The sequence below is a fragment of the Microvirga brassicacearum genome, from assembly GCF_008757455.1.
Classification (GTDB): domain Bacteria; phylum Pseudomonadota; class Alphaproteobacteria; order Rhizobiales; family Beijerinckiaceae; genus Microvirga; species Microvirga brassicacearum.
The window spans coordinates 9,182-21,536 of the sequence record NZ_VCMV01000036.1; the positions used below are offsets into that span (position 1 = coordinate 9,182).

A 12,355-nucleotide genomic window follows, 5' to 3' on the forward strand; every position below is an offset into this window, starting at 1 on the left:
CGATGCACCTCCTTCCGGTCACCTCGATCTCGCTCGACGAGAGCGACAGCGCCATCGATCTCGATCAGGCGCCGGGAGATATCGTGGCGCTGTCGTTCACCGACAGCGACCTCAGCGCGCTGGCGGCTGCTTATCGACAGGATCGGGCGGAACTCCCGAGCTTGCGCCTCGCCAGTCTCAAGCAGCTCAAGCATCCACTCTCGGTGGATCTCTATGCCGAGAAGACCGCCGCACGGGCGAAGTTCGTGCTCGTGCGGTGCCTCGGTGGGCTGGATTATTGGCGCTACGGGCTCGAGCGCCTGCGCGAAGTCTGCTGCCAGGCCGGCGTAAGACTTGCGGTTTTGCCCGGCGACGACAGGGTGGACGAGCGGCTTGCCGCTTTCTCGACCGTGTCGCCCGAGACGGTGGCTGAACTGGATGCCTATTTCCGCGCAGGCGGCATCGACAATATGCGCGCGCTCTTGCAACGCATCACCTTTGAAATCGGGGCGGCGGTCGACGCCGAGGCACCGCGTTCCTTGCCACGCGCGTTCGCGTGGTCGCCGGATGGTGGCGCGATCGATATCGGGACAGCCTGCGCGCAACTGACCGATGCACCGCTCGCCTATCTCATCGTTTACCGATCCGCCATTCTCGCCGCCGACACACAAGCCATCGAGGCCTTCTGCCGGGAACTGCACGAGCGCGGGCTATCGACCCTCGTGCTCGCGGTCGCGAGCCTGAAAGATGATGAAGCCGCGGCGTTGCTGCGGCAGGCCTTTGCCTTGCGCTCCCCCGACATCATCCTCACCACCACCGCCTTCTCGGCGCGCGAAGACGCGTCTTTCGTTCTCGACCAAGCCGATTGCCCGGTGATGCAGATCATCGCTGCGAGTTCGACGCGCGACGCCTGGCTCGCCTCGGCGCGAGGCCTATCGGCGGCGGATATGACGATGCAGATCGTGCTGCCGGAATTCGACGGACGCATTGCCATCGGCCCGATCGCCTTCAAGGTGGAGGCCGCGCACGATTCCGAAATCGGGTTCGCCGGTCGGCGCCAAAATCCTGACCCTGACGGCATCGCGCGTGCGACGGATCAGGTTCTGGCCTGGGTCAATCTCCGCCGCGCCAAACCCCATGAGCGCCGTCTCGCGCTGATCCTCTCGGATTATCCCGCGCGCGGCGGACGCGCCGGTTTTGCGGTCGGGCTCGACACGCCCGCCAGCGTCTGCCGCATTCTCGATTGCCTTGCGGGTGCGGGCTACGACGCGGCGCGAGCCTTTGACACCGATGCACTCATGCCGGCGCTCACGAGCGCCGATCAAACATTTGTCGTCCCGCTCGACCGCTACGCCGCGTGGTTCTCGACCTTGTCGAACACACAGCGCCAATCCATTGAGAGCGCATGGGGATCTGCGCAATCCGATCCGCTGCTGTCCGATGGCGCGTTCCGTTTTCCGGCTCTGCGCAGTGGCAAGGTTCTGGTGGCCTTGCAGCCGGATCGCGGCCGGGGCGCCGACCGCAAGTCGTGCTACCACGATCCCGATGCGCCACCGACGCACGCCCATCTGGCGTTCTATCTCGGCCTTCGCGAGATCGAGCGCATCGACGCGCTGATTCATCTGGGCACGCACGGCACCACCGAGTGGCTGCCGGGGAAGGCCGTGGCCCTTTCGGGCGATTGCGCACCCCGCATGATCATTGGCGCCTTGCCGGTCATCTATCCGTTCATCGTCGATGATCCCGGCGAAGCAGCGCCCGCCAAACGCCGCTTGGGCGGTGTCACGATCGGCCATATGACGCCTGCCATCGCCTCCGCCGAATTGTCCGACGACAAGGCGGTCATCCGCGAACTCGTGGAGGAATATTCCTCCGCGCAGATCCTCGATCCGCGCCGCGCCGGCCTTGTGGCGCGTGAAATCATGGACCGCGCCGAAACCGCGGGGCTCTTCGCGAATTGCGGCGTCGATGCCGACACACCCATCGATGAAGCGCTTACCTCGCTTGACGCACATCTCTGCGATCTGGCCGAGGTCGTGATCCGCGACGGCCTGCACATTTTCGGCGAAGGCTCGGGCGAGCTTGCGGCTTGCGGAACCGGCGAGCGCGAAGGGCTTCTGCGCGCGCTCGAGGGGCGCTTCGTCGTCCCCGGTCCAGCCGGTTCGCCCTCGCGCGGACGGCGTGATGTGATGCCGACCGGGCGCAACCTCGCGACCCTCGATCCGCGCGCCATCCCGACCCGCGCCGCCGCGGCCTTGGGCGCACGCGCGGCCGCCGAAGTGATCCGCCGTCATTTGCAGGACGAGGGCGATTCCCCGCGCCGCATCGTCATGGACCTGTGGGCATCGCCGACCTTGCGCTCCGGCGGCGAGGATATGGCGCATGCCATGGCGCTCATGGGCGTCCGGCCACGCTGGGACACCGCTTCAACCCGCGTGACCGGATTCGACATCATCCCGGCGCCGCATCTCGATCATCCGCGTGTCGACGTCACCTTGCGCATCTCCGGCGTCTTCCGCGATACCTTCCCCGATCAGATCGTGCTGCTCGACCGGGCAGCCCGCGCCGTCGCCGAACTCGACGAGGAGGACGACTGGAACGCGCTTGCGGCCGCGCGCCGTCGCGGCGAACCGCTGACGCGCGTCTTCGGCGCAAAACCGGGACGCTTCGGCGCCGGTGTTTCGAGCGAAGCGCTCGACGGCGACTGGGGCAGCCGCGACGATCTCGGACGGGCCTATCTGGCGCTCACCTCCCACGCCTTCGGTGAAACTGAGAACGGTCGTGCCGACGCGTCCTTCTCGCGCCGGGTTGCCGGCGCAGATGCGTTCGTTCACGTGAGCGATGTGGCCGAGCGGGATCTTCTCGACGGCGATTCAACCGGCGATGCCGTGGGCGGGTTCGCGGCCGCGGCGCAGATGCTCGGCGGAAAGCCATCACTCTACAGCCTCGACACCAGCCGCACTGAGACGCCGAAGGCCCGCACCGTCACTGAGGATATCGCGCGCCTCGTGCAAGGCCGCCTCGTCAATCTCCGCTGGATCGAGGGCCAGATGCGCCACGGCTGGCGTGGCGCCGCAGAACTCGCACAGGCGGTGGATGCACTCTTCGTCTTTGCCGCGACCACCGATGCGGTCACGAATGCGTCGCTCGACGCGGTCTACGGCGCCTACCTGGCGGACGAGGCGCTCTACGCACGCATTCACGCCGCCAATCCCGAAGCGGCGCGCGCCATCGTTGCGAGACTCGCCGATGCACGACGGCGCGGATTGTGGACGAGCCGCCGCAATTCCGTCGATGCACGGCTCGATCTGTTGCGCGAGGACGCATCATGAGCGCGCCGGACGACCTGCGCCGGGGCTGGTGCCCGGGCATGCTGCGTCCCATGGAGACCCGGGACGGCTTGCTCGCTCGCCTTCATCCGCGCGGTTCGGTTCTTTCCGCCTCCCAGGCGCAGGCGATCGCGGAGGGAGCCCGCCGGTTCGGCAATGGCCTTCTCGATCTCTCGTCGCGCGGGAACATCCAGATTCGCGGCGTCACGCCGGATCTGCACCCGCACCTCGTGGAAAGCCTGATCGCGGCCGGACTGATGGACGGCGTTCGCAGCGAGAGCCCCTTTCGGCTCACCACGATCTCGCCGCTGGCGGGCATCGATCCTTCCGAGCTGATTGATGCCTCGGCTCTCGCCGAGCGCATCGAGGAGACCGGCCGGTCGATCACTGGGCTTCACGCCAAGATGTCGATCGTGGTGGATGGCGGCGGCGCGGTCACCCTCGATCGCATCAAGGCCGACATCAGGCTCGTCGCGTTGAGCACAACCCGCGTCGCTGTCGGGGTGGCGCGCCCCGGCGGCAACAAATGGGTGGGGGCTCTGGCGCCCACCGCAGTGCCGGCGGCAATCGGCGCGATGATCTCCGCCACAGCGGACGGCGTGGGCCAGCGACTGCGCGAGATCGACGACGACCAGCTGACGCATTGTCTTAAAGCCCTGCCGATCGATCCGCCCGAAATTCCACCTTTCCGCGCTCATGCGCCACGCGCCGGTCGCGTCCCAACCGGCGATCAGGCGGCGATTTTCCTCGTTCCGCCTTACGGCCGTTGCACCGCCGATGCTCTCGCGAGGGCAGCTTCGTGGAGCCAACAATTCGCTCGCGGCGAAATCCGCCTCTCGCCCTTCCGGGCGCTGGTGATCCCGTTTGTCTCGGCTGAAGGATGCGCGACGCTGGCGCGCGATGCGGGGTTCATCGTGGACGAGGACGACCCGCGCCTTTCCATCAGTACATGCTCGGGAATGGAAGGTTGCGCCAGGGGATCGACTTCCACGCACGCGGATTCGAACCGGATCGCCGCCGCACTCCCAGCCGGGATTTCAGTGCACATCTCAGGCTGCCCCAAAGGTTGCGCGCATCCGGGCCCGGCCGATCTGACGCTGGTGGGCGATGGGGGCGCCTATCAGGTTGTGCTCGGCGGGACCGCGCGCGATAAGCCGCTCACCCGCGCCGGCATCGATGCCGTCGCGGAGCGGCTGGCGGGCATTTCAGACAGGACGGATCTCATGCGGGTTTTTGGAACGGGACGGCCATGAGCACGACCTTCGATTATGTGCGCGAAGGCGCGGAAATTTACCGGCGTTCGTTTTCAATGATCCGGGCCGAGGCCGATCTCGCCCGCTTCAGCGGTGCCGAGGAACGTCTGGTCGTGCGCATGATCCACGCCTGCGGCATGACGGACCTGCCGCGCGATGTGGAGCTCTCGCCGGATTTTGCCGAGATCGCCGTGAAGGCGCTCCGCGACGGCGCGCCGATCCTCTGCGATTCCAAGATGGTGGCGAACGGGATCACCCGCGCTCGCTTACCGGCGGGAAACAAAGTGATTTGCACCCTCGACGATCCGCGCGTTCCTGCGCTTGCCCGCGACCTGAACAACACCCGCAGCGCGGCCGCCATGGAGTTCTGGCGCGATCGGCTCGCAGGTTCCATCGTGGTCTTCGGAAACGCCCCCACGGCGTTGTTTCGATTGCTGGAAATGGTGCATGAGGGTGCGCCGCGACCGGCGGCCGTGATCGGCATTCCGGTCGGGTTCGTGGGCGCGATCGAGTCGAAACAGACCCTCGCTCGGCAGCGCGATCTCCCGTTCGTCGTCGTTCACGGACGGCGGGGCGGCTCCGCCATGGCGGCGGCGGCCGTGAATGCTTTGGCGAGTGCGGACGAATGAACCCGAATTCCCGCATTTCCGGCCGATTTTACGGCGTCGGCCTCGGTCCCGGCAATCCCGACTACATGACCGTCCGCGCGCTGAAAATTCTGCAGAGCGCCGACCGGCTCGTGCATTTCTGCCGGAAGGGCAAACGCGGGCACGGTCGCACCATCGCCGATGCGGTGGTGGCGCCGGATGCCGCCCGCGAGATCGCGCTGGTCTATCCCGTCACCACGGAAATCGAGGCGCGCGACCCGGCCTATGGATCCGCCATCACGCCGTTCTACGAGGAGGCCGCCGAGAACCTCGCGAGCGAACTGGAAGCCGGTCATTCGGTCGCTGTTCTGTGCGAAGGCGACCCGTTCTTCTACGGCTCGTTCATGCATCTCTGGCGTCGCCTCGCACCGCGTTTTCCGACCGAGGTCGTCCCCGGAGTCACGGGCATGTCGGGCAGCTGGACGCGCGCCGGCGTTCCCATCACCTGGGGCGACGACGTGCTGACCGTCTGTCCCGCGACCCTCGATCACGCGGCGCTGGTGGAACGCTTCCGCGCCACGGACGCCGCGGTCATCATGAAGCTCGGACGGCACTTGCCAAAAGTTCGTAACGCACTGAAGGAAGCTGGCTTGCATGACCGCGCGGTTTATGTAGAGCGTGGCACGATGGCGGATGAATTCATCTGTCCGCTGCCGGATAAAACCGACGATGCGGCGCCCTATTTCGCGCTGATCCTCGTGCCCGGACAAGGGCGTCGGTTGTGAGTGCGCTCGGCTCCCTCGTGGTCGTGGGGCTCGGCCCCGGCACCGCCGAATGGCTCACGCCCGCCGCTGCCGACGCGCTCGCGCGCGCCACCGATCTCGTCGGATACGGCCCCTATCTCGACCGCGCGCCTGCGCACGCTCACCAGCACCGGCACGCCTCGGACAACCGCGTCGAGGTGGAGCGCGCGGCGCTGGCGCTCGATCTTGCGGCACAGGGCAAGCACGTGGCCGTGGTGTCGGGCGGCGATCCGGGAGTTTTCGCCATGGCGGCGGCGGTGTTCGAGGCGCTCGATGGCGGCAAGGCAGCGTGGCAGCGCATTCCCATCACCGTCGAACCCGGCATCACCGCGATGCTCGGCGCGGCGGCACGTCTGGGCGCACCGCTCGGCGGCGATTTCTGCGCGATCTCGCTCTCCGACAACCTCAAACCGTGGGACGTGATCGTGCACCGGCTGACAGCCGCGCTGAGCGCCGATTTCGTGATCTCGCTCTACAACCCGATCTCGTCGGCGCGACCATGGCAACTGGGCGAGGCGCTGACGCTCGCAGGCACGATCCGGGCGGCAGACACGCCGCTGATTTTCGCGCGCGCGGTGGGACGCCCCAACGAATCCATCACCGTCACGACCCTCGATCAGGCTGCCGCAATACCGGCGGATATGTCCACGCTGGTGATGATCGGCGCCAGCACCACCAAACTGATCGCACGCACAAATGCGCGGCCTTACGTCTATACGCCGCGCTATTACGGAGCCTGGCGATGAGCCCCGATCCACGAGAGCGCGGCCTCGATGCTGTCCGTCGACGGCACCTCGGGCGCGGCGGGCCGGGATACCAGCACGACCGGAATGGCAAGCCGACGGGCGGCAATGATCTTGCCGTAGGTTGCGGCCCCACCGGAATTCTTGGACACCAGAATCTCGATTCCGTGCTCGCGCATCAAGGCCGCCTCCGCATCCTCGTCGAATGGCCCACGAGCTTGCAGGGTGGTGACGTGCGGCACCGGCAGAGCGTCGTCGATCGGCTCGATCGTTCGCACCAGATAATGGTGCTGCGGCGCGCTGGCGAAAGCCGCGAGTTCGAGGCGCCCGATGGTCAGGAAGACGCGGCGCGGGGCATCGCCGAGAGCAGCGACGACATCCGCCATCGTCGCCGCCTCGATCCACGCATCGCCCGCCTGGCGCCGCCACGGCGGCCGGCGGAGGGCGAGAAGCGGAATGCCGAGCGCGCCGCAGGCTTGCGCGGCATTGCGCGAGATGACCGCCGCGAAGGGATGCGTGGCATCGAACACGCAATCGGTGCGGTTCTCCGAGAGCCACGTTGTCAAGCCTGCGACGCCGCCGAAGCCGCCGACGCGCATGGGAACGGGCGCGGCTTTCGGGTGCTGCGTCCGCCCGGCGAGCGAGAGCATCACGTCCGTCCCGCCATCGTTTGCCAGCCGTTCGGCCAAGGCTGCGGCATCCGCCGTGCCGCCGAGAATGAGAATGCGCATGTGTGCCTTGTCCCCTAACCGCGCGTCCATGTCGAGCGCTGGAGCGCCCTGGCTTTCCATCGTCGGGATCGGCGAGGATGGCCGTGCCGGATTGTCGGCCGCGGCCCTCGCGGCCGTCGTGAATGCCGATTTCGTGGTCGGAGGCGCCCGGCATCTCGCGCTGGCGGCGCCGCTCAACGCCGAAACCGCGACGTGGTCGAACCCTATCGCGGAAACCTACCGGCTCATCCTTGCGCGCCGCCCGCAGCGCGTCTGCGTTCTCGCAACCGGAGACCCGTTCCATTTTGGCGTCGGGGCGGAACTGGCAAAGCTCGTTTCCCCTGAAGAACTGACCTGTTTCCCGCAGCCCTCGTCATTCAGCCTCGCGGCGGCGCGGCTCGGCTGGTCCCTTCCCGATTGCACCTGCGTCAGCCTGCACGGGCGCGCCTTCGAGCGTGTCATCCCGCACCTGCAGCCTGACACGCGCATGCTCGCGCTCTCGTGGGACGGTTCGACGCCGGCGCGTCTGGCGGCACTGCTGCGCGAGCGCGGTTTCGGCGCCTCCCGCGTCACCGTGCTTGAGGCAATGGGAGGTCCCCGCGAGCAGATCAGGCATGTGACGGCCGACGGGTTCGGTCTGAACGACATCGATCCGCTGAATGTTGTGGCGATCACCATCAGCGCCGCGCCGGATGCCCGCATCGTCACTCTCTCGCCCGGCCTCGACGATGGCTGGTTCGAGAACGATGGCCAATTGACGAAGGCCGATATGCGAGCAGTGACCCTCGCCGCATTGGCGCCGCGCGCGGGCGCGCTGTTGTGGGACGTGGGCGCGGGCGCCGGGTCCATCGCCATCGAGTGGATGCTGCGTCATGCCGCCAACCGGGCCATTGCGATCGAGTCGCATCCCGACCGCGCGGCGCGCATCATGCGTAACGCGCGCAATCTTGGCGTGCCCAACCTCAGTGTCGTGAACGGCAAGGCGCCCAAGGCCCTGCGCGATCTGCCTCAGCCCGATGCCGTCTTTATCGGCGGCGGCGGGTCGGAAGACGGCGTTTTTGACGCCTGCTGGAACGCGCTGAAACCGGGGGGACGGCTTGTGGTCAATGCCGTCACGATCGAGACCGAGCGCGCAATCTTTGAATGGCACGCACGGCGTGGCGGTTCGCTCAAGCGCATTGCCCTTTCGCATCTCGAGCCGTTGGGCTCCATGCATGGCTGGCGCACCGCAATGCCCGTCACACAATGGTCCGTGGTGAAGCCATGATCGTTGCGGGCATTGGGTTGCGGGCTGGCGCGTCGTGGCAGGAAGTGGTCGAATTGATCTCGCTCGCCGTGACGAAGGCCGCGTTATCCCTCGACGATATCGACCGCCTCGCAACGCTCGACATCCGCGCCGATGAGGCGGGATTCACGACCGCCGCCCGGCACCTCAAGCTCCCTGCCATCGCGGTCCCGGCGGAGGCCATGCGCGCCATTGCGCCGAGCGTCCGCACTCATTCGTCCCGCGTGGAAGCGCTCCACGGTGTCGGCTCGGTCGCCGAGGCATCAGCGCTGGCGGCGGCGGGAAAAGACGCGCGCCTGCTCTTGCGGCGCATTGCTTCCACGCGCGTAACGTGCGCGCTCGCGCAGGGAGTTTTTCCATGACGGTTCATTTCATCGGCGCCGGACCCGGTGCGGCCGATCTCGTGACGGTGCGCGGGCGCAATCTCATCGCCGGCTGCCCGGTCTGCCTCTATGCGGGCTCGATCATCCCGCCCGAGATGCTGTCCTGGTGTCCGCCCGGCGCGCGCCTTATCGATACCGCGCCGCTCGATCTCGACGCGATCATCGCGGAGCTGGTGCGCGCCCACGAGGCAGGACAGGACGTGGCGCGGCTCCAATCCGGCGATCTGTCGATCTGGAGCGCTGTCGGCGAGCAATTGCGCCGCCTCGACGCCTTGGACATTCCCTACACGCTGACCCCGGGCGTGCCGGCCTTCGCCGCCGCCGCCGCCGCCCTCGGTCGCGAATTGACGCTGCCGGAGGTCGCCCAATCGGTCGTGCTGACGCGCACCTCGGGCCGTGCCTCCGCCATGCCGGAAACGGAAAGTCTCGCGGCGTTTGCGGCGACGCGGGCGACGCTCGCCATCCACCTGTCGATCCACGTGATCGACCGGGTGGTGAGCGAACTGACCCCCGCCTACGGCGCAGATTGCCCGGCGGCCGTGATCTGGCGCGCCTCGTGGCCCGACGAGCGTGTGCTGAGGGCGACGCTGGGCGAGATCGCCGCCCTCGTCAAAGCGGCAAACCTTGAGCGCACCGCCCTGATCCTCGTCGGCCGGGCACTCGGCGCGAAGGCGTTTCGCGAGAGCGCGCTCTATTCGGCCGGATACGACCGCCGCTTTCGGCCCGGCGCTGCCGAAGGATCGGGCGCATGAAGACCGAGCCGAGGTTTGCAGGGCGACCCGTTTCGTCCATACCTTTTTCCGAAACAGAGACCCGCCGCGCCGAGGAAAATCTGACGTGAGCATGACCCATCTCTCGCCATCGTTCGAACCAGGCACGGTCTGGCTTGTCGGCGCGGGCCCAGGCGATCCCGGCCTGTTGACCCTTCATGGGGCGAACGCACTGGCTGCTGCCGATGTGATCGTCCACGACGCGCTGGTGGATTCCCGCATTCTCGCCCTCGCCCGCCCCGACGCGGTCCTCGAAAATGCCGGCAAGCGCGGCGGTCGCGCCTCCGTCGCCCAGACGGACATCACCGACCGGCTGATCGCGCTGGCGAAAGCCGGGCGGCGCGTGCTGCGCCTGAAAGGCGGCGACCCGTTCATCTTCGGACGCGGCGGCGAAGAGGCGCTGGCGCTGACCGAAGCAGGCATCTTTTTCCGGATCATTCCCGGCGTCTCGAGTGGCCTCGCGTCGCTTGCCATCCACGGCATTCCCGCAACCACCCGCGACACCAACCAGGCGGTCATCCTCGCCACCGGCCATTGCGCCGAAGGACACCGAACCGACTGGGCGGCCTTGGCCCGCGCCGGCGTCCCGATCGTGCTCTACATGGCGGTCACCAATGTGGTGTCGATCGTCGCGGAATTGATCGAAGGCGGTCTCGATGCCGCAACGCCGGTCCTGATCGTCTGTGCGGCGACGACGGCGGATGAGGCGATCGTGGAAGCGCGCCTCGGCGAACTCCCGCGTCTCTCCGGCGAGGGGGCGCTCCGTTCCCCGGCCATTCTCGTCATCGGGGCGATTGCGGCCTTCAGGTCGCAGATCCAAAGCCATCTCCTCGACCTTCGCTCGGAAGTGGCTGCGTGATCGACAGGCTCGCTCCCGGCTTGCTCGTCGCCGCGCCCCGTTCGGGTTCCGGCAAGACGACCGTCACCCTAGGTCTCCAGCGGGCGCTTCGGCGTCGCGGAGTGCGGGTGCGCGGGGCCAAGAGCGGGCCGGACTACATCGACCCGGCCTTTCACGCGGCGGCGACCGGCGAAATCAGCCTGAATCTCGATAGTTTTGCGATGGACGACGGGCTGTTCCACGCACTCGCCGCGCGCTCGGCGACCGGCGCGGACCTCGTCATCGCCGAGGGGTCGATGGGTCTCTACGACGGCATCGAGGGCGAGATCGGACGGACCGGCGCGAGCGCCGATGTCGCGGCGCGTTTCGGCTGGCCGGTGCTGCTCGTTTTGGACGTGTCGGGACAGGCGCAGTCCGCCGCCGCCATCGCGCTCGGCTGCGCGCAATACGATCCCCGCATCACCATCATGGGCGTCGTGCTCAATCAGGTGGCGAGCGAACGTCATCGCCGGCTGGCCACCGACGGCATGGAACGGATCGGGCTTCCGGTTCTAGGTGCGCTCCCGCGCGATTCCTCCATCGCCCTCCCGGAACGTCATCTCGGATTGGTGCAGGCCGGTGAGACCGCCGACCTCGAACGGCGGCTCGACGATCTTGCCGACAGGATCGAAAAGGCCATCGATCTCGACCGGGTGGTGGCGATGGCGCGCACCACCTTGGAACCGGCGACCGGGCCTTGCCCGGCGCTTGCCCCTCCGGGCCAGAGAATTGCGCTGGCGCGCGACGAGGCGTTCTCGTTCGTCTATCCGCATATCCTGCAGGGATGGCGGGAGGCCGGCGCCGAAATCGTGCCGTTCTCGCCCATGGCCGATGAGGCTCCGCCTGTGGGTTGCGACGCGTGCTGGCTGCCCGGCGGCTATCCCGAACTTCACGCCGGACGCCTTGCCGCCTCGCACCGCTTTCTCGAGGGCCTGCGCGCTTTCAGTGCCCGTCACCCGGTCCATGGGGAATGCGGCGGCTACATGGTGCTCGGGCACAGCATCGAGGACGGCAGCGGTGCGCGCCACACGATGGCGGGCCTGCTCCCGGTCGCGACGAGCTACGCGAAGCGAAGGCTCCATCTCGGCTACCGGGTCGCAACGCCGCGTGACGATGGCCCGCTTGGCAAGAAGGGCGCGCGGCTCGTGGGACACGAATTTCATTACGCGTCGATCGTCAGTCAGGATGTGAGCAATTTCGCCGATGTCACTGATGCGACCGGCGTTTCTCTCGGGGTTGCGGGTCATCGCAACGGCCAGGTGACGGGGACCTTCTTTCACATCCTTGCCGGATGATCATGTGGCTCCCGGCGGCGCGAAGAAACAGATGATGCTCTTGTCCTTGCGCTCGCACAGGTGAAACTTTGCGTCGGGAGAGAGTTGCGCCGTCTCCCGCTTGATGAGTCGGCCGTCCCAAAGCTTGAAGCCGTACGGCACCTCCAGAACTGTCTCGCCGCGCTCGTCGAGAAGTTCGTGGCAATCCTGTTCGCTGCAGCACCACAGCGGATACCAGTCATGCGCTTCTCCGGAAGTATCGCTCAGCAGGCAGGCGACGAAAGCGGCGGAAAAGATAAGTGAACGCATCACCGGCACCTCGCGACGAAGTCGATCATTATCTCCAACGATAAGGAGGGCCG

The 12,355-nt window shown here is 67.2% G+C and carries 12 protein-coding genes; 10 read left to right on the forward strand and 2 right to left on the reverse strand.

What is annotated here, in order from left to right; genetic code table 11:
* Positions 1–2: 2 nt before the first annotated feature.
* Genes cobN through cobJ form a run of 5 tightly spaced genes read left to right on the forward strand, consistent with a single transcriptional unit; the run spans position 3 to position 6,697 of the window.
* A complete protein-coding gene (cobN, locus tag FEZ63_RS18715; RefSeq protein ID WP_150947318.1) occupies positions 3–3,311 on the forward strand; it encodes a cobaltochelatase subunit CobN in 3,309 nt (1,102 codons plus the stop codon).
* Positions 3,308–4,561: a precorrin-3B synthase gene (gene cobG, locus FEZ63_RS18720; RefSeq protein ID WP_150947320.1), complete on the forward strand. Its 1,254-nt coding sequence runs from the start codon at positions 3,308–3,310 to the stop codon at positions 4,559–4,561. The genes cobN and cobG overlap by 4 nt, the downstream gene beginning before the upstream one ends.
* Positions 4,558–5,190, forward strand: a complete 633-nt coding sequence (locus FEZ63_RS18725; RefSeq protein WP_150947321.1) for a precorrin-8X methylmutase — start codon at positions 4,558–4,560, stop codon at positions 5,188–5,190. Before cobG ends, FEZ63_RS18725 begins: the two co-directional genes overlap by 4 nt.
* A complete protein-coding gene (locus FEZ63_RS18730) occupies positions 5,187–5,933 on the forward strand; it encodes a precorrin-2 C(20)-methyltransferase (protein ID WP_150947323.1) in 747 nt (248 codons plus the stop codon). Before FEZ63_RS18725 ends, FEZ63_RS18730 begins: the two co-directional genes overlap by 4 nt.
* Positions 5,930–6,697 (forward strand): precorrin-3B C(17)-methyltransferase, encoded by a 768-nt coding sequence (gene cobJ / locus FEZ63_RS18735; RefSeq protein ID WP_150947325.1) that lies wholly within the window; start codon positions 5,930–5,932, stop codon positions 6,695–6,697. Before FEZ63_RS18730 ends, cobJ begins: the two co-directional genes overlap by 4 nt.
* On the opposite strand, the gene FEZ63_RS18740 is transcribed toward cobJ, so the two are convergent.
* Entirely contained in the window at positions 6,679–7,425 is a 747-nt protein-coding gene (locus FEZ63_RS18740; protein ID WP_150947327.1) for a cobalt-precorrin-6A reductase, read from the reverse strand. The two genes, cobJ and FEZ63_RS18740, sit on opposite strands and share 19 nt — an antisense overlap.
* On the opposite strand from FEZ63_RS18740, the gene cbiE reads away from it, so the two are divergent.
* From cbiE to FEZ63_RS18765, 5 genes are all read left to right on the forward strand, one after another.
* Positions 7,424–8,671 (forward strand): precorrin-6y C5,15-methyltransferase (decarboxylating) subunit CbiE, encoded by a 1,248-nt coding sequence (gene cbiE, locus FEZ63_RS18745; protein ID WP_150947329.1) that lies wholly within the window; start codon positions 7,424–7,426, stop codon positions 8,669–8,671. The two genes, FEZ63_RS18740 and cbiE, sit on opposite strands and share 2 nt — an antisense overlap.
* A complete protein-coding gene (locus FEZ63_RS18750; protein WP_162419785.1) occupies positions 8,668–9,051 on the forward strand; it encodes a cobalamin biosynthesis protein in 384 nt (127 codons plus the stop codon). The genes cbiE and FEZ63_RS18750 overlap by 4 nt, the downstream gene beginning before the upstream one ends.
* Positions 9,048–9,824, forward strand: coding sequence for a precorrin-4 C(11)-methyltransferase (gene cobM, locus FEZ63_RS18755; protein ID WP_150947333.1), 777 nt, complete (start codon positions 9,048–9,050; stop codon positions 9,822–9,824). Before FEZ63_RS18750 ends, cobM begins: the two co-directional genes overlap by 4 nt.
* A 91-nt stretch (positions 9,825–9,915) precedes the next feature.
* Positions 9,916–10,701 (forward strand): uroporphyrinogen-III C-methyltransferase, encoded by a 786-nt coding sequence (gene cobA, locus FEZ63_RS18760; RefSeq protein ID WP_150947406.1) that lies wholly within the window; start codon positions 9,916–9,918, stop codon positions 10,699–10,701.
* Positions 10,698–12,014, forward strand: coding sequence for a cobyrinic acid a,c-diamide synthase CobB (locus tag FEZ63_RS18765; protein WP_150947335.1), 1,317 nt, complete (start codon positions 10,698–10,700; stop codon positions 12,012–12,014). The genes cobA and FEZ63_RS18765 overlap by 4 nt, the downstream gene beginning before the upstream one ends.
* On the opposite strand, the gene FEZ63_RS18770 is transcribed toward FEZ63_RS18765, so the two are convergent.
* Positions 12,015–12,302 carry a hypothetical protein gene (locus FEZ63_RS18770; RefSeq protein ID WP_150947337.1) on the reverse strand — a complete coding sequence of 96 codons (288 nt, stop codon included), beginning with the start codon at positions 12,300–12,302 and terminating at the stop codon, positions 12,015–12,017. It lies immediately after the preceding gene.
* Positions 12,303–12,355 lie beyond the last annotated feature (53 nt).